At 67.4% G+C, this 16,794-nt stretch carries 17 protein-coding genes; 11 read left to right on the forward strand and 6 right to left on the reverse strand.

Annotated elements, in window-relative coordinates:
- Positions 1 to 11: 11 nt before the first annotated feature.
- The 5 genes from nadB to nusB all read left to right on the forward strand — a co-directional run bounded on the left by nadB (position 12) and on the right by nusB (position 5,333).
- The gene (gene nadB, locus L8F97_RS06920) at positions 12 to 1,598 is read left to right on the forward strand and encodes an L-aspartate oxidase (protein ID WP_242147864.1); all 1,587 of its coding nucleotides are present in this window, start codon (positions 12 to 14) and stop codon (positions 1,596 to 1,598) included.
- Between the two features lie 136 nt (positions 1,599 to 1,734).
- Positions 1,735 to 2,820, forward strand: coding sequence for a class A beta-lactamase (gene bla, locus L8F97_RS06925; protein WP_242147866.1), 1,086 nt, complete (start codon positions 1,735 to 1,737; stop codon positions 2,818 to 2,820).
- A 58-nt stretch (positions 2,821 to 2,878) separates the two neighbouring features.
- Positions 2,879 to 3,541 (forward strand): ATP phosphoribosyltransferase, encoded by a 663-nt coding sequence (gene hisG, locus L8F97_RS06930; protein WP_242147868.1) that lies wholly within the window; start codon positions 2,879 to 2,881, stop codon positions 3,539 to 3,541.
- Positions 3,538 to 4,821 carry a histidinol dehydrogenase gene (gene hisD / locus L8F97_RS06935; RefSeq protein ID WP_242147870.1) on the forward strand — a complete coding sequence of 428 codons (1,284 nt, stop codon included), beginning with the start codon at positions 3,538 to 3,540 and terminating at the stop codon, positions 4,819 to 4,821. The genes hisG and hisD overlap by 4 nt, the downstream gene beginning before the upstream one ends.
- Before the next feature lie 47 nt (positions 4,822 to 4,868).
- Positions 4,869 to 5,333: a transcription antitermination factor NusB gene (nusB, locus tag L8F97_RS06940; RefSeq protein ID WP_242147872.1), complete on the forward strand. Its 465-nt coding sequence runs from the start codon at positions 4,869 to 4,871 to the stop codon at positions 5,331 to 5,333.
- Positions 5,334 to 5,342: 9 nt separating this feature from the next.
- On the opposite strand, the gene L8F97_RS06945 is transcribed toward nusB, so the two are convergent.
- Positions 5,343 to 7,367 carry a putative bifunctional diguanylate cyclase/phosphodiesterase gene (locus L8F97_RS06945; protein WP_242147874.1) on the reverse strand — a complete coding sequence of 675 codons (2,025 nt, stop codon included), beginning with the start codon at positions 7,365 to 7,367 and terminating at the stop codon, positions 5,343 to 5,345.
- A 101-nt stretch (positions 7,368 to 7,468) separates the two neighbouring features.
- Between L8F97_RS06945 and thiL the strand changes: the two genes are divergently transcribed.
- Positions 7,469 to 8,383 (forward strand): thiamine-phosphate kinase, encoded by a 915-nt coding sequence (gene thiL / locus L8F97_RS06950; RefSeq protein WP_242147876.1) that lies wholly within the window; start codon positions 7,469 to 7,471, stop codon positions 8,381 to 8,383.
- A gap of 150 nt (positions 8,384 to 8,533) precedes the next feature.
- Positions 8,534 to 10,651, forward strand: coding sequence for a sodium-translocating pyrophosphatase (locus tag L8F97_RS06955; RefSeq protein ID WP_242147878.1), 2,118 nt, complete (start codon positions 8,534 to 8,536; stop codon positions 10,649 to 10,651).
- Positions 10,652 to 10,654: 3 nt separating this feature from the next.
- On the opposite strand, the gene L8F97_RS06960 is transcribed toward L8F97_RS06955, so the two are convergent.
- Positions 10,655 to 11,011 carry a response regulator gene (locus L8F97_RS06960; RefSeq protein ID WP_242147880.1) on the reverse strand — a complete coding sequence of 119 codons (357 nt, stop codon included), beginning with the start codon at positions 11,009 to 11,011 and terminating at the stop codon, positions 10,655 to 10,657.
- A 271-nt stretch (positions 11,012 to 11,282) separates the two neighbouring features.
- Here L8F97_RS06960 and L8F97_RS06965 point away from each other — a divergent pair, with 271 nt between their 5' ends.
- Positions 11,283 to 12,686, forward strand: coding sequence for a DEAD/DEAH box helicase (locus L8F97_RS06965; RefSeq protein WP_242147882.1), 1,404 nt, complete (start codon positions 11,283 to 11,285; stop codon positions 12,684 to 12,686).
- A gap of 61 nt (positions 12,687 to 12,747) precedes the next feature.
- Here the strand turns inward: L8F97_RS06965 and L8F97_RS22830 are convergent, their stop codons facing one another.
- Genes L8F97_RS22830 through L8F97_RS06985 form a run of 4 tightly spaced genes read right to left on the reverse strand, consistent with a single transcriptional unit; the run spans position 12,748 to position 15,395 of the window.
- Complete coding sequence (locus L8F97_RS22830; RefSeq protein ID WP_242147884.1) at positions 12,748 to 13,356, reverse strand: winged helix-turn-helix domain-containing protein; 609 nt, start codon at positions 13,354 to 13,356, stop codon at positions 12,748 to 12,750.
- A gap of 43 nt (positions 13,357 to 13,399) precedes the next feature.
- Positions 13,400 to 14,323 (reverse strand): transposase, encoded by a 924-nt coding sequence (locus L8F97_RS06975; RefSeq protein ID WP_242147886.1) that lies wholly within the window; start codon positions 14,321 to 14,323, stop codon positions 13,400 to 13,402.
- Positions 14,311 to 15,246: a hypothetical protein gene (locus L8F97_RS06980; RefSeq protein ID WP_242147888.1), complete on the reverse strand. Its 936-nt coding sequence runs from the start codon at positions 15,244 to 15,246 to the stop codon at positions 14,311 to 14,313. The genes L8F97_RS06975 and L8F97_RS06980 overlap by 13 nt, the downstream gene beginning before the upstream one ends.
- Positions 15,246 to 15,395, reverse strand: a complete 150-nt coding sequence (locus tag L8F97_RS06985) for a hypothetical protein (RefSeq protein ID WP_242147890.1) — start codon at positions 15,393 to 15,395, stop codon at positions 15,246 to 15,248. The genes L8F97_RS06980 and L8F97_RS06985 overlap by 1 nt, the downstream gene beginning before the upstream one ends.
- A 124-nt stretch (positions 15,396 to 15,519) precedes the next feature.
- Between L8F97_RS06985 and L8F97_RS06990 the strand changes: the two genes are divergently transcribed.
- From L8F97_RS06990 to L8F97_RS07000, 3 genes are read left to right on the forward strand one after another with little or no spacing between them, the layout of a single operon-like run.
- Positions 15,520 to 15,954 carry a PaaI family thioesterase gene (locus L8F97_RS06990; protein ID WP_242147891.1) on the forward strand — a complete coding sequence of 145 codons (435 nt, stop codon included), beginning with the start codon at positions 15,520 to 15,522 and terminating at the stop codon, positions 15,952 to 15,954.
- Complete coding sequence (locus L8F97_RS06995; RefSeq protein ID WP_242147893.1) at positions 15,954 to 16,331, forward strand: PaaI family thioesterase; 378 nt, start codon at positions 15,954 to 15,956, stop codon at positions 16,329 to 16,331. The genes L8F97_RS06990 and L8F97_RS06995 overlap by 1 nt, the downstream gene beginning before the upstream one ends.
- Positions 16,328 to 16,774, forward strand: a complete 447-nt coding sequence (locus L8F97_RS07000) for a hypothetical protein (protein ID WP_242147895.1) — start codon at positions 16,328 to 16,330, stop codon at positions 16,772 to 16,774. The genes L8F97_RS06995 and L8F97_RS07000 overlap by 4 nt, the downstream gene beginning before the upstream one ends.
- Positions 16,775 to 16,794 lie beyond the last annotated feature (20 nt).

A 16,794-nucleotide genomic window follows, 5' to 3' on the forward strand; every position in this document is an offset into this window, starting at 1 on the left:
AATGATAGCCGATGGCTGAAGCGCAAACCTCCGACATCCTCATCATCGGCTCGGGCGCGGCTGGACTGACCGCCGCGCTCAACCTCGCCGATCGGTTCAAGGTGACGGTGCTCGCCAAGGGCAAGCTCAACGAAGGTTCGACCGCGTGGGCGCAGGGCGGCATCGCCGCCGTGCTGGAACCGGGCGACACGTTCGAGAGCCATATCGAGGACACGATGATCGCCGGCGCCGGTCTCAACGATCGCGCCACGGTCGAGTTCGTCGTGGAGAACGCGCCAAAGGCGATCGCGCGGCTGACCGAACTCGGCGTGCCGTTCAACATGGACGGGAACGCGCCGCATCTGACGCGCGAGGGCGGCCACTCCCACCGCCGCATCGTCCATGTCGCGGACGCGACCGGCCACGCGGTGCAGGTCGCGTTACAGACGGCGGCGGAGGCGCACCCGAACATCCGCTTGCTGCCCGACATGGTGTGCGTGGACCTCGCCACCAGCAAGCATGAGCAGCGCTATTCGGGCGCCGGCCATGTCTGGGGGGTCTATGCGGTCAACCGCGAAACGGGCCGTGTCGAGCTGTTCACCGCGCGTGCGACGATCCTCGCGACCGGTGGTGCTGGCCGCACCTATCTGTTCTCGACAGCCCCGCGCGGCGCGACCGGTGACGGTATCGCAATGGCGTGGCGGGCGGGCGCGCGCGTCTCCAACATGGAGATGATGCAGTTCCACCCGACCTGCCTGTACAATCTCGACGTCAAGAACTTCCTCATCACCGAGGCAGTGCGCGGCGAGGGCGGCCATCTGCTGCTCCCCGAAACCGGCTATCGCTTTATGCCCGATTTCGATCCCCGCGCGGAACTCGCGCCGCGCGACGTGGTGGCGCGCGCGATCGACCATGAGATCAAACGGCTCGGGCTCGATTACGTCCACCTCGACATCAGCCACCGGGGACCGGAGTTCATCCGCGAGCATTTCCCCAACATTCACGAGAAGCTGCTCGGTCTCGGCATCGACATGACCCGGGAGCCGATCCCGGTCGTCCCCGCGCAGCATTATACCTGCGGCGGCGTGGTGATCGACCTCGACGGGCGCACCGATCTGCCCGGCCTGTATGCGGCGGGCGAATGTTCGGAAAGCGGGCTGCACGGCGCCAACCGGCTGGCGTCGAACTCGCTGCTCGAATGTTTCGTGTTCGGCGAGGCGTGTGCGCGCCACATTACCGAACATTGGGAGGACCTGCCGCCGCCGCCCAGCATCCGCGCGTGGGACGAAAGCCGCGTCACCGATTCGGACGAGGAGGTCGTCATCAAGCAGAACTGGACCGAGATCCGGCGCTTCATGTGGAATTACGTCGGCATCGTGCGCACCACCAAGCGGCTGGAACGCGCGCAGCACCGCATCCGCATGCTCACCGACGAGGTGAACGACTATTACGGCCACTTCCGCGTCACGCCCGACCTGATCGAGCTGCGCAACCTGCTCCAGACCGCCGAGCTGATTGTGCGCTCGGCGCTGCATCGCAAGGAATCGCGCGGGTTGCACTACACGCTCGACTATCCCGACATGCTGCCGGACGCGATCGATACCGTGTTGGTTCCCTAAGCCGACTCGCCCTGCCGCCTTATCGGCGCGCTTCACCGCGCGTTGAGGCGGTTGCGCAACAATGCGATATTGCAACATACGAAAGTTTCAGCATTTTTGCCTTTCCTGCGAGAAGGGGCCGGCAGGCAACCATGAAGTGACCGAGACATTGGCGTTCGAATCCTCCCGGCCGTATTCCGGCATCCTGCTAGCCTTGGCGCTGTGCGCCTGTGTCCATGATGCTCGCACCGCAACGCAAACGCCGGAGAAGCAGACCACGCAAGTGGTGATGGCGGTGCCGCCCTCGGTCCCGCTGCCGGTCGCGGCGCCCGCTGCGCTGGCCCGCTCGATCAACGCGGTCGCGCAAAGCTTCGACGGCCGAGTCGGCGTGGCGGTGCACAGCGTCGACAAAGGCTGGACGGTCGAGAGCAACGGCGACCTGCGCCTGCCGCAGCAAAGCGTAAGCAAGCTGTGGGTGGCGATGACCGTGCTCGATTTCCGCGATCGCGGTCGCCTCACGCTCAACGATCCGATCACGCTCACCGAGGCCGACCTCACGCTGTTCCACCAGCCGATCGCCGCACTGCTCAAGAACGGCGGATATCAGACCACGGTCGGCGAACTGCTCCGCCGCGCGCTGACGATGAGCGACAACACCTGCAACGACCGGCTGCTGCGCTACGTCGGCGGGCCGAGCGCGGTGCGCGATTTCATCGCGCGCAAGGGCCTTGGCAACATCCGCTTCGGCCCGGGCGAGAAGCTGCTGCAAAGCGGCACCGCCGGCCTGACGTGGAAGCCGGAATATTCCTACGGCAATACCTTCGCGGTAGCGCGATCGCGGCTACCACAAGCGGAGCGGGTCGCCGCGTTCGAGCGCTACGTCGCCGATCCGCCAGACGGTGCCGCCCCGCGCGCGATCGCCAAAGCGCTCGCCCGGCTCAAGAAGGGCGATCTGCTGTCGCCAGCGTCGACCGCGCTGCTGATCGACACGATGAAATCCTCCAAGACCGGCAAGCAGCGGATGCGCGGCGCGGTGCCGTCCGGGTGGAGCTTCGGCCACAAGACCGGCACCGGCCAGGACTTGGCCGGGCGCACCGCCGGCTACAACGATGTCGGGTTGCTGATGGCGCCGGACGGGCGCACTTATGCGATCGCGGTGATGATCGGCGATACCCCGCGTACCATCCCGCAACGCCAGCAGTTGATGCAATCGGTGGTGGAAGCGGTGGTGGCGAACTCGTAGGGCTTCGCCGCCACCGCGTGTTGCACCGGCGCGGGCGCGCCGGTAGAGCCACGCCGACATGACCGATCCCATCATCATCGCCGTGCCCAAGGGCCGCATCCTCGAAGAGGCGGTGCCGCTGCTGAAGCGTGCCGGCATCGTACCCGAAGCCGCATTCAGCGACGAGAACAGCCGCGCGCTGCGCTTCCACACGGAGACGCCCGGCATCGACCTGATCCGCGTGCGCGCGTTCGACGTCGCCACCTTCGTCGCGCATGGTGCGGCGCAACTCGGCATCGTCGGGTCGGACGTACTCGCCGAGTTCGACTATTCGGAACTGTACGCGCCGGTCGATCTCGGTATCGGCCATTGCCGGCTGTCGGTCGCCGAACCCGCGCAGATGGCGGCGGGCGACGATCCGCGCGGCTGGAGCCACGTCCGCATCGCCACCAAATATCCGCACGTCACCGCACAGCATTTCGAGGCGCGCGGCGTGCAGGCCGAATGCGTCAAGCTGAACGGCGCGATGGAGCTGGCGCCGCTGCTCGGCCTCGCGCCGCGCATCGTCGATCTGGTCTCGTCGGGCCGCACGCTCAAGGAAAACGGTCTGGTCGAGGTCGAGGTGATCGCCGAGGTGTCGTCCCGGCTCGTCGTCAACCGCGCCGCGTTCAAGACGCGCGCGGAAATCGTGCCGCTGGTCGAGCGGTTCCGGCAGGCCGTCGCGATGGAGCTGGCGGCATGATCCGCCTCACCGCCTCCGATCCGTCGTTCGAGCGCGACTTCGCAGCCCTCGTCAACGCGCGCCGTGAGAGCGACGCCGATGTCGCGCGCGACGTCCGCACCATCCTCGCCAGCGTCCGCGACGAGGGCGATGCGGCGGTGGCGGCGTTCACCGAGAAGTTCGACCGCCACGACCTCAACGCCACCGGCTGGCGCATCGAGAAGTCGGAGTGGATCGCAGCCTACGAAGGCCTTGAGGCCGATCTGCGCACCGCGCTCGATCTCGCCGCCGCGCGCATCGCCACCTATCACGAGAAGCAGAAACCCGCCGACAGCGACACCACCGATGACGCCGGCGTCCGGCTCGGCGCGCGCTGGAACGCGATTCAAGCGGCGGGCATCTACATCCCGGGCGGGCGCGCGGCCTACCCCTCTTCGGTGCTGATGAACGCGATCCCCGCGCGCGTCGCCGGGGTCGAGCGGCTGGTGATGGTCACGCCGACACCTAACGGCGAGGTCAATCCGCTGGTGCTTGCCGCCGCGCATATCGCGGGCGTGGACGAGGTGTGGCGGATCGGCGGCGCGCAGGCGATCGCCGCACTCGCCTACGGTACACAGCGGATTCCGGCGGTCGACGTCATCACCGGCCCCGGCAATGCTTGGGTCGCCGAAGCAAAGCGGCAGGTCTACGGCATGGTTGGCATCGACATGGTGGCGGGCCCGAGCGAGATCGTCGTCGTTGCGGACGGTCGCAACGATCCCGAATGGATCGCTGCCGATCTGCTCAGCCAGGCCGAGCATGATCCGACCAGCCAGTCGATCCTGTTCACCGACGATGCCGCCTTTGGCGATGCCGTGGCCGAGGCGGTCGATCTCCAGATCGGCGAGCTTTCCACCGCCGACACTGCGCGGCAGAGCTGGGACGCGAACGGCGCGATCATCGTCACCGCCAGCCTAGCCGAGGCGATCCCGCTGGTCGACCGGCTCGCGCCCGAACATCTCGAACTGGCCTGCGACGACCCGCAGGCGCTGTTCGATCGCGTCCGCCATGCCGGCTCGGTGTTCCTCGGCCGGCATACCCCGGAGGCGATTGGCGATTACGTCGCTGGCCCAAACCACGTGTTGCCGACCGGACGGCGTGCGCGCTTCGCCAGCGGTCTGTCGGTGCTCGATTTCATGAAGCGCACCAGCTTCCTGCAACTCGACCCCGCCAGCCTTGCCGCCATTGGCCCGGCGGCGGTGGCGCTGGCGGAAACCGAGGGGCTGCCCGCACACGCCAAGTCGGTGGCGCTGCGGTTGTAGGTACGAACGGGGTGGGATTTTTCGTGCGTCTTCGCTAAGGCGCGCGAATGTCCTCCCGTACCGCCGCCCGTTCCAAGGCCCGCGCCGCCGCGCGCCTCGCCGCCACCCAGGCCCTCTACCAGCATGAGATGGAGGGCACGCCGGTGCCCCGCCTGCTCCACGAATTCCACGCGCACCGTCTGGGCGCGACGATCGAGGATGCCGAATATGCCGAGGCCGACGTTGCCTTCTTCGACGATGTCGTAACCGGCACGACCGCGCGCGGCGAGGAGATCGACGCCGCGATCCGGGGTAAGCTTGCCAGCGGCTGGACGCTGGAACGGCTCGACAAATCGATGCGCGCGATCCTGCGTGCGGGCACCTACGAACTGCTCGCCCGCGTCGACGTGCCGACCGCAACGGTCATCAGCGAATATGTCGATGTCGCGCACGCCTTTTTCGAGCGGCGCGAGACGGGTTTCGTCAACGGCCTGCTCGACGCCATTTCCAAGGACGTGCGCCGCGCGAGCTGAGCGCGAGGCCTATCCCGCCCGCCGCATCTCGCCGGGGGTATAGCCTTCCATCTGCGGCTGCGGCATCGGGCGGCCCATCAGATAGCCCTGCCCCAGCGCGCAGCCTTCGGCGCGCAGGATCGAATATTGCGCGGGCGTCTCGATTCCCTCGGCCAGCACCGGGATGCCGAACGTCCGCCCGATCGCCAGCACCGCGCGTACGATACCCAGCGCCTGGGCGCTCTGTTCGAGCCGCATCACGAAACAGCGGTCGAGCTTGATCTTGTCGAACGGGAACGAGCCCAACACCTCCAGCGAGGAATAGCCGGTACCGAAATCGTCGAGCGCGACCGCGACGCCGAGCGCCTTGATCTGCCGCAGCGCGTGCAGTGCCTGCGTCCGGTCCGCCATGATCGCCGATTCGGTCAGCTCGATCTCCAGCCGCCAGGGCGCGAGTCGAGACGCGATCAGCGCCTCGTGGATGCGGCGCGGCAGATCGGGGTCGGACAACTGGCTCGGCGATACGTTGACCGCGACCTTGGTCGATCCGCTCCACCGCGCCACATCCTCGCACGCCTGCCGCAACGCCCAGTCGCCCAGCACGCCGATCAGTCCGTGCTTCTCCGCCGCCGGGATGAACTCGGCAGGCGAGATCGGCCCCCGCACCGGGTGGTTCCAGCGGGCCAGCGATTCATACCCGACGAGCGCTCCATCGGTGAGGCTGGTCTGCGGCTGATAGTAGAGTTGCAACTGCCCGCGCTGGATCGCCATCTTGAGATCGGAGGCGATCGCGCGCTGCCTGCGCACCACATCGTCGACGCAGCCGTTGTAGAAGCACAACGGCTCCTCGCTGGTCGAACGGTGCCGGGCCAGCGCCGCATTGTTGACGAGCATGTCGGCGGAGGCCGAATCCTCGGGGTAGATCGCCACGCCCAAGGATGCGGCAATCTCGACGCGGACGCCCTCGATCTCGATCGCGCGCGAACAGGCTTCGCGGAGCCGCGCGAGGAAGCCGGTCAGTTCGGCGGAGGTGGCGAACCGCTTGAGCGCGCCGAATTCGTCGCCGCCAAGCCGCGCGACCCGTTCGCCCTCATCTGCGCCATCGTTCAGCCGCGCCGCCACCGCGCGCAGCACGAGATCGCCGAACAGATGGCCATAGGCGTCGTTGATCGTGTCGAACCGGTCCATGTCGATCGACACCACCGCAAAGCGCGCGTGCGTGCGCTCCGCCCAAGCGATTTCGCCGGCAAGATGCGCCTCGAACCCGGCGCGGTTGGGCAGGCCGGTGAGCGGATCGGTCAGCGCCATCAGGCTCAACTGATCGCCGAGCGTGCGGCGCAGTCGCGAATCGATCAGCCAGCTCATCGCGCCGGCCGCGATCACCACCAGCCCGACCAGCGCGGCGGCGATCGCCAGCACCTCGGTCCCCTCGGACGCCTTGACCGGGAGGCGATGCAGCGTCTCGACCGCGACGACGCTGGTGAAATGGAGGCTGGAGATCGCCGCAACCAGCAACGGTGCGGCCGCGCGCGACGGCAACCCGCGCATGGTGCCTCGGGCAGCGGCGAGCGCAAGCGCGCCGAACAGCAGCACCATCAGCAGCGATGCGGCAATGGAGTCGGCGTGCCACGAGGCGGCCCGCTCGCTTTCGGCCAGGAACGCGCCAAGATAATGCGTCACGCCGATCGCCAGCCCGAGCACGGCACCGCCGGCCCAGCTCGCACGGCGGCCGGTGCGCATGGCGGCGATCGCGAAGCCGGTGTAGGCGCCGGCGATGGCGACCAACAGCGACACCGCCGCGAGCGCCGCGCCCCGCGCATCGGGATCGGTGCCGATATAGGCGAGGGTCGCGACGTAATGCGTGCACCAGATCGCGAAGCCGGCGACCACCGCGGCGAGCAACAACCACGCGTGCCGCTCCGATCCGGCCTCGTTCATCATGGCACGGCCGAACAGGCGCAGCGCCGCCAGCGATCCGGCGATGCACAGCACGGCGGCGAGTATCAGCAAGCCGTGGTCGTGCTTGCCGCCAATACAGGTCAATACTGCCATCATCGCGTGCGGTACTTTTCCTCTCTCGTCGCGGCCGGAGCGGCATTCCTTTCCGTTATAGAAAACTTTACGGGGCTTCGGTGGACGGCATGGAAAGCAAGCGCATGAGTGAACGCGCCTTCATCGCGGCGTTGCGCGGTCTCGCCCGCGATCCCGCCGCGCGTGCTCTCCTCGACGATGCCGCCGTGCTGACACCGCTGCCCGGCCCGCTGGTGCTGACCCACGACATGCTCGTCGAGGGCGTGCACTTCCTCACCGGCGATCCGCCCGCCGACGTCGCATGGAAGCTGCTCGCGGTGAACTTGTCTGATCTTGCGGCGAAGGGTGCGACGCCGCTCGGCGTGCTGATGGGGTACGGCCTCACCGGCGATGCGGCGTGGGATGCGGCGTTCGTCGCCGGGCTGGGCGATGCGCTGTCTGCGTTCGGCGTGCCGCTGTTGGGCGGCGATACGGTCGCACAGCCGGCGGGCGATGCGCGCGTGCTCGGCCTTACCGCGATCGGCAGCGGCGGCGCGGTGGTGCCGGGCCGGAGTGGCGCACGCGCGGGCGACGCGCTGTACGTCACCGGCACGATCGGCGATGCCGGTGCCGGCCTAGCGGTCGCGCGCGGTGGCGACGGCGCGGCGGCGCTGCTCGCCGCCTATCGTCGTCCCAACCCCCGCTTGCCCGAGGGCCGCGCGCTCGGCCCGGTCGTCAGCGCGATGATGGACGTGTCGGACGGCCTGCTCATCGATGCCGAGCGGATGGCGGCGGCCAGCGGCGTCGCAGTCGAGATCGACCTTGCCGCCGTACCGCTATCGCCTGCGTTGAAGGCGCTCGGCACCGCGCGCGCTGACCGGCTCACCGCCGCGACGGCGGGCGACGATTACGAACTGCTGTTCGCGCTGCCGATGGCTGCCTCCCTGCCGGTCGCCGCGACCCGCATCGGGCGGTTTGGCGCCGGGTCGGGGCTGACGCTGGTCGATGGCGACGACGCGGTGCCGCTGCCGGCAAGATTAGGCTATCTCCACGCATCGTAGCCCCGCAGTAGCCATCCGCCAAACTGGCTTTGCCGCATCATGGCAAGCCGGTTGCCAACGCAGATCGCACGCCTATACTTTGCCGTTATAGAGGACGGAGGCGGCCACGCAGCCGACCATCCGCCCCTGGCATTTAGGGGAAGGATCAGCATGACGATCGTCTATGCCGCCATCATCTGTGGCCTGATTGCCGTGATCTACGGCGCCTTTACCAGCGGGCAGGTGCTGCGCGCACCGCCCGGCAACGACAAGATGCAGGATATCGCCGCCGCCATCCAGGAAGGCGCCAAGGCGTATCTCGGCCGGCAGTACCGCACCATCGCGATCGTCGGGCTGGTGGTGGCGATCATCCTGGCGGTGACACTCGGCATCGTGTCGACGATCGGCTTCCTCATCGGCGCGGTATTGTCCGGCGCGGCAGGCTATGTCGGTATGAACATCTCGGTCCGCGCCAACGTCCGTACCGCCGAGGCCGCGCGGACCAGCTTGCAGGGCGGCCTCACCCTCGCCTTCCGGTCCGGAGCGGTAACTGGGATGCTGGTGGCCGGGCTCGGCCTGCTGTCGATCTCGGGCTTCTTCTGGTATCTGGTCGCGGTCGCGCATCATGCCCCGGCGGACCGTGTTATTATCGAGGCGCTCACCGCGTTGGCGTTCGGCGCATCGTTGATCTCGATCTTCGCGCGGCTGGGCGGCGGTATCTTTACCAAGGCAGCGGACGTCGGCGCGGATCTCGTCGGCAAGGTCGAGGCCGGTATCCCCGAGGACGATCCGCGCAACCCCGCCGTGATCGCGGACAACGTCGGCGACAATGTCGGCGATTGCGCGGGCATGGCCGCCGATCTGTTCGAAACGTACGTGGTGACGCTCGGCGTGACGATGATCTCTATCGCGCTTGCCTTCAAATCCGCCGACCAGCTCCTCGCGCTGATGACGCTACCGCTCATCGTCGGCGGCGTGTGCATCATCACCTCGATTCTCGGTACCTATGCGGTACGCCTCGGCGGCGGAACGATCATGGGTGCGCTGTACAAGGGGTTCTGGACCTCGGCCTTGCTGTCCGTGCCGGCGATCTATCTCGCCACACGCTACACGCTCGGCGACCTGTCGGCACCGCTTGGCACGAACGGCTTCCTCGATCCGCAGGCGACCGGCGGCATTACCGGCATGAGCCTGTTCTGGTCGATGATGATCGGCCTTGCCGTCACCGGCTTGCTGGTGTGGATCACCGAATATTACACCGGCACCAACTACCGCCCGGTGCGCAGCATCGCCAAGGCTTCCGAAACCGGCCACGGCACCAACGTCATCCAGGGCCTCGCCATCAGCCTCGAATCAACCGCCATGCCGACGGTCGTGATCGTCGTCGCGGTGGTTGCCGCGTTCCAGCTTGCCGGCGTGATCGGCATCGCCTTCGCGGCGACGGCGATGCTCAGCCAGGCCGGCATGGTGGTGGCGCTCGACGCTTATGGCCCGGTCACCGACAATGCCGGCGGCATTGCGGAAATGGCCGGGCTGCCGGACGACGTTCGTACCCGCACCGATGCGCTCGATGCGGTCGGCAACACGACCAAGGCGGTGACCAAGGGTTATGCGATCGGCTCGGCGGCACTGGCGGCGCTGGTACTGTTCGGCGCCTATACCAGCGACCTGAAGGAATATTTCAGCGGCCTGACCGTCGATTTCACGCTCTCCAATCCGTATGTCATCGTCGGGCTGCTGCTCGGCGCGCTGTTGCCCTATCTGTTCGGTGCGATGGGGATGACGGCAGTGGGGCGCGCGGCGGGCGCGGTGGTGGAAGAGGTGCGCGAGCAGTTCCGCACCAATCCCGGCATCATGGCCGGCACCAGCCGCCCCAACTACGCGCGCACCGTCGATCTCGTCACCCGCGCGGCGATCCGCGAGATGATCGTTCCATCGCTGCTGCCGGTGCTCAGCCCGATCGCGGTGTATTGCATCGTCACGCTGGTAGCGGGTCAGGCGTCAGGTTTTGCGGCGCTCGGTGCGATGCTGCTCGGGGTGATCGTCTCCGGCCTGTTCGTCGCGATCTCGATGACGTCGGGCGGCGGCGCGTGGGACAATGCCAAGAAGTTCATCGAGGACGGCAACCACGGCGGCAAGGGCAGCGAGGCACACAAGGCGGCGGTGACCGGCGACACCGTGGGTGATCCCTACAAGGACACGGCAGGGCCAGCCGTGAACCCAATGATAAAGATTACCAATATCGTCGCGCTGTTGCTGCTCGCCGCACTGGCCGGCGGCGGGTTGTGATCTTCAATCGCTGTGTGGCGCGACGGCCCGGAACGCGTCGCGCACCACCATGCCCAGCACCGGCTTCGCCAGGATCGCCGAAGACGGCTCACATGGTTCGCACTGATCCGGCGTGGCCGTGATATAGATCACCGGCAACGGCCCCATCTCGCTGAGGATCGTCTGGACCGCACACGGGCCGGTCCCCTCGCGCAACATCACGTCCGAGGTGATGACGTCAGGCCGTCGTAGCCGGGCCTCGCTCACCGCCTGATCCTCGGTTTCGGCAAACGCGAAACTGGTGGCACCGACGGTTGACAGCATGTCCTGCAGGTCGAACGCGAGTAATGGTTCGTCCTCGATAATCAGTACATGACACATAACTGTAACTCCCTGGCACGTACTCTAACGCAGGTTAAGTCAGATCGGACCCGCCCCGCGGGCAGATTTTCGGCGTTGGCATTGACTTTCCGCGTTGCAGCAGACATATCGCCGCCATCGAGGCGTATTGCAGCGTGATCGAACCGAGAGGTTCGAAGCTCCGCCCCGGTTGTTTTCGCAAGGCTTCCCTATTCACGCGGGGTGTCGGTTTCCCCCGCCACCCGTTCGCCTTGGCGCGCGCGGGCATGGCCTGATATTGGATATTCTCCCCATGTCTTTCGTCAAACTCGGCCTTGCCGAACCGCTTGTCCGCGCGCTCGAGGCAAAGGGCTATTCCGCCCCCACCCCGATTCAGCAGCAGTCGATCCCGATGCTGCTTGAAGGCCGCGATCTGCTCGGCATCGCGCAGACCGGCACCGGCAAGACCGCCGCGTTCGTGCTGCCCTCGATCCAGAACCTGATCGCCAACGACAAGCGTATCCTGCCGACGCATTGCCGCATGCTGGTGCTCGCGCCGACCCGCGAACTCGCCAGCCAGATTGCCGAGAGCGCGCGCGACTACGGCAAGTTCTCCAAGATGTCGGTCGCCACCGTGTTCGGCGGCGTCAGCATCAACAAGAACCGTCAGGACATGATGCGCGGCGTCGACATCCTCGTCGCCACGCCGGGCCGTCTGCTCGACCTGATCGAGCAGCGTTTCGTCAGCCTCGCCACGCTGGAAATCCTCGTCCTCGACGAGGCCGACCAGATGATGGACCTCGGCTTCATCCATGCGCTCAAGAAGATCGTGCGGATGCTGCCCAAGCAGCGCCAGACCTTGTTCTTCTCGGCGACGATGCCCGCCGCGATCCGCGATCTTGCCGATCAGTTCCTGACCGATCCCGCCACCGTCAAGGTCGCGCCGGTGGCCTCCACGGCGGAACGCGTCGACCAGTTTGTCACGCTGGTGAACCAGTCCGAGAAGCAGGCGCTGCTCACCATCCACCTCCGCAATCCGGAAATCGAGCGTTGCCTCGTCTTCACCCGCACCAAGCATGGCGCCGACCGCGTCGTGAAGCTGCTCGCCGCCAACGGCATCGCCTCCAACGCGATCCACGGCAACAAGAGCCAGCCGCAGCGTGAGCGCGCACTCGGCGAGTTCAAGGCCGGCAAGGTCAACGTGCTGATCGCGACCGATATCGCCGCGCGCGGCATCGACGTGTCGGGCGTTTCCCATGTGTTCAACTTCGAGCTGCCCAACGTGCCGGAGCAATATGTCCACCGCATCGGGCGCACCGCGCGCGCGGGCGCGTCGGGCGTGGCGATCAGCTTCTGCGCGGATGACGAGAAGCCGTTCCTGCGCGACATCGAGCGGCTGACCAAGGTCAAGCCGACGCCACTGCCGCTCCCGGCCGATTTCAGCGCCGAGCAGGCCCGCATCAAGGCGGCACGCCCGGCTGGTTCGGACACGCCCGAGCGCCGTGTCGATGATTCCGGCCGTCACCGCCAAGGGCCGCGCGCGACGCATTCGGCCCGCCCGACCGGCGAGCGTCCGGCAGGTGGCGCAGGTCGTCCCGCCGGTGGCGCGGGCCGGCCCGGTGGTCAGGGCCGTCCGGGTGGCGGCGGTGGCCGTCCCGGTGGCCCGCGTCGCCAGTCGTCGGGCGGCGGCGGTCGCCGGTCGCCCGCAGCGGGCTGATCGCGCAAGCTTAACGTAAAGATATGAAGGGCAGGTTCGCAATCGCGGACCTGCCCTTTCGCTATAGAGGATCGCCGACCGGCACGATCAGCCCGTAACCGACACCTTTCTCGGTGTGCAGCATCGGCGTGGCGAACCCCTTGTCGAGCTTCTCGCGCAATCGCGAGACCTGCACTTCCAGCGCGTTGGTGCCCGGGTGGAACCGCATGTTCCACACCGCCTCCCGCAAGGTTTCGCGGGGGACGATCGTGCCGACCGAGCCGGCCAGGTACAGCAGGATCGCATATTCGCGCGGACGCAGACCGAGTTGTCGGCCATCGCGTGTCGCCTTGCGTTCGAGCCGGTCGATGGTGAGCGGGCCGAGACGCACCGGCGCCACCGTGCCCGTACGCCGCAGCAACGCCGCCAGTCGCGCCGCGATCAACGCGTCGCTTGCTGCCGCCGGCACCGCGTCGTGCGCGCCGGCATCGAGCGCCTCCGTTACCGCACCCTCCCCGCCCTCCACGACATGCAGCGTCGGCAGTTGCACGGGGCAAGCCACGCCTGAATAGCGGAGCGCCACTCCGGCCACCGCGACACGCCCGCCGGCTGCAATCAAGCGCACTCCACGCGCGATCGCCTCTGCCGCTAAACCGGCCCGCACGCCGCCAAAGACCAGAGCTTCATCCACTACGGTGCCATGCTACCGTGTTGATACCGCAATGGAGGGAGGTTCACTCCGTTATGGATTGGTTTGCAGCCTGCTCGATCCTCGCCAGCCGCAGCCTGGCATGCCCTGTGACATAACGATCGGCATCACCCGCAGCGGTGGCAAGTAGCGCTGCACGCGCGTCGCGGTCCGGCAACGCCGAAGCGAGCGCCGCATAGGCGGTCGCGCGCATCCGTGGCACTGGATGGCGCGCGGCAAACTCTTCACAGAGCGCAATGCCAGTCGGCCCACCGAGTTGCGCCGCCAACGTGACCAGCCCCTCCGCCGGCGCGGTGGTCAGCCCGGTGGCGATCGTCCCTTGCGCCACGTCGAACTGGAACTGCTCCAGCCACGGTTGCGCCACATCGTAGAACAGGATGTTCAGCGACACGGAAAAGCTGTCCGGCGGCAATTGCACGTGCACGTCGCGCCGCGCACGGTAGAGCATCAGTTTGCCCGGTTCGAGGCGCGACCTCTCGACGAAGCGGAGCCCGGCGTGCTCGCCGGGTAGCCCCGCCACCGCCGTCACGTCATAGTCGTAATAATCGCTCCAGTAGCCGGGGCCTTCGTACCCATAGGTCAGGAACGGGAAGTTATGATCGTGTGGCAGATCGTAGAAGAACGACGCGGTACCGCTCGCGCGTACCACCGCATCGCCGCGCGCGGGCCAGAAATTCGCGCGCAACAGGTAGCGGCCGTTGGGCGGCTTGAGCATGAACACCTGCGCGCCATAAGCATTATCGGCAGCCTGACCGAAACAGCGTCGCTCCAGTTCGGCGATCACCAGATCGCCCAGGAAGTGCGGGTTGCGCCCGAGACGTGCCAGCAGCGGGCCAAGCGTAACGAGGGCCTCCTCGTCGCGGACATCGAAGCGCGCGGTGTCGAGCGCCTCGGCGAGATCGTCGAGCCCGATCCCCGGCGCGCGGTCGGTTGCGATCACCCGTGGCATGCCGCTGCTCCCTGTCTGGTCGTGATCGCCGCCAGCGTCGCGCGTGCAGCGGTGCGCACCTCGCGGTGCGGATCGGCCTCGGCCATCGCGTGCAAGTGCGGCAGCGCGGCCGGCGCATCGAGCGCCAGCCACTCGCGCATCGCCGGCCAGCGCAGGAAGAACGCCGCGTCTCCTGCCGCAGCGGCGAAACATGCGCCGGCATCCTTGCGCCCCGCCAGGCGCAGATAGGCAAGCAACATCTGCGTACGCGCCGGCCGCTCGTCGAGCATCGCACAGCGCAGCAGCGCACCGTCTGCTAGGGCGTATTCCCGCACATAAAGCGAGGCACCGGGCCGGATCGTCGCGGTGACGGTCACCAGATCGGATGTCGCGCCCGCGATCACCTGCCCCTGCGTGCGACCGTCGAGCCGCACTACCATAGCATCCGCGAGTGGCTGGTCGCGCGTGAGGGCGCACGGACCCGCGCCGGCCGCGCGGAAGTCACCATCGGCCGGGTCGGCCGTCCACACCTGGCGGCGCGCGCCGCCGCCACGAACATAGCGGATCACGCTGAGCCTGCCCGCAATCGTAACGGAGCGCACAGGCGGCGCTACCGCCAACGCATCGGCGGAGACGATCGTGGCGGTGAGCGTGACGGCCGGTCGTTCGAACAGCACCGTGCTGAACCGGACCGTGTCACGTTGCGCCTCGAACGGCGGCTCGAACAACGGGTCGGCACGTAGCTCGGTGACCATCGGCGCGAGCAGTTCCGCCAGCCAGTCCCCACGCGCCAGCAGCAACTCGGCCGCATCGGCAAGCTGTTCGGCATCGTCACCAGCAAAGGCATGCTCCAGCATGCGGGTGACCGGATGATCGGCAAACGACGCGGCGAAACGCGAAGACCGCGCCGCCGCCGCGTCCAGCGCTGCGCGGTCCAGCGTCATCAGCTCTGTGGCCGGGTCAGCTTGGCGATGCTGACCAGATACTCGAACATATCGTCGCCACCCGACTCGAGTCCGCCGATGCTGCCGAACGTGCCGACCTGTGTTTCCAGTTGCGCGATCTGATCGATGTCGATGCTCAACTCTGCCATGTTCGTCTCCTCGCGCATGATTGCGCTGCCGGATCGGTAGGTCGGTGCCGGCCGTGCCGGACAGTTACATCGCTGTAATCCCGCGCAGACTTGCAGCGCCGCCGCGATGCGGTAGGGAGGCCGCATGGCGCTTCCCGATCCCAGCAGCTTCGTCCCGGAAGATTTCGCCGGCATGATGGAGGGACATCATGGCGGCCATCTCGGCATCGAATATCGCGCGCACGGTCCCGATTGGGCAGAACTGGCGCTGCCATATCGTGAAGCGTTGATAGGCGATCTTTCGCGCGGGGTGCTTGCCTCCGGGCCAATCCTCGCGCTGATGGACAGCGCGACCAGTTTCGCGGTGCGCATGAAGGTCGGCGTCGCGCGGCCGCACGCCACGCTCGATCTGCGCATCGATTACGTGCGGCCGGCCACGCCGGGGCGGACCGTGATCGGCCGTGGCGAATGCTACCGCGTCACCCGTGCGATATCGTTCGTGCGCGGCGTGGCGCATGACGGCGACCCGGCCGATCCGATCGCCAATGTCGCCGGCACCTTCATGTTCACGGATCTGTGATGGACGGCATCCCTTACGCGCGCTTCCTCGGCGTAACAGCTGTGGACGGCGACCCCACGCTGCTCAGCCTGCCGTATGCCGACAGCGTAATCGGACGCCCCGGCTTCCTGCACGGTGGCGCGATCGGCGGTTTCCTCGAAGTCGCGTCGATCATCGCGCTGCGCCACGCGCTCGGCATCGAAAGCGACGCGCGGATCAAGCCGATCAACCTCACAGTCGATTTCATGCGTGGCGGGCGCGACAAACCGACCTTCGCGCGCGGCATCGTTACCCGGCTCGGCACCCGCGTCGCCAACGTGGATGCAAGCGCGTGGCAGGACGATCCCGCCCGGCCGATCGCAGCGGCGCGCATGAACTATCTGATCGAACGCGCATGAACCAGATCGAAGCTCTGCTTGGCACCGCACAGGCCGCCCGCCAATCGGGCGATCTGGCGGCGGCGATCGACCACCAGACCGTCGCGGTCGAGATGCTGCGCGGCGGCAGCAACCCGCTCGCGCTGGCTCAGGCGCTGCGTCACCGCGCCGACATGCTGATCGAAGGCGACCGCGCTGGCGATGCGGAAGCGGACGTCGCACAGGCGCTATGGTTCTACGCGCAGGTGCCCGACGCGCCGCCGCTGGACGTGGCGAACGCGGTGCGTTGTGCCGCGACTCAGGCCGAAGCGGTCGGCGATGTGTCTGGCGCGATCGCGCTGTGGCGCGAGGCGCGCACCCGCTACGCCAAGCTGACCGACATGTTCGAAGCGATGACCGGGAGCGCAGCCAATCCCGGCGTGGCGGAAGCGACCGCGAGGATCGAGGCGCTCGGCGGCGAGTAGCTCGCCCATCATCCATCACA

Origin of the sequence: Sphingomonas sp. BAUL-RG-20F-R05-02 (assembly GCF_022662305.1) — a bacterium.
Lineage (GTDB): Bacteria > Pseudomonadota > Alphaproteobacteria > Sphingomonadales > Sphingomonadaceae > Sphingomonas.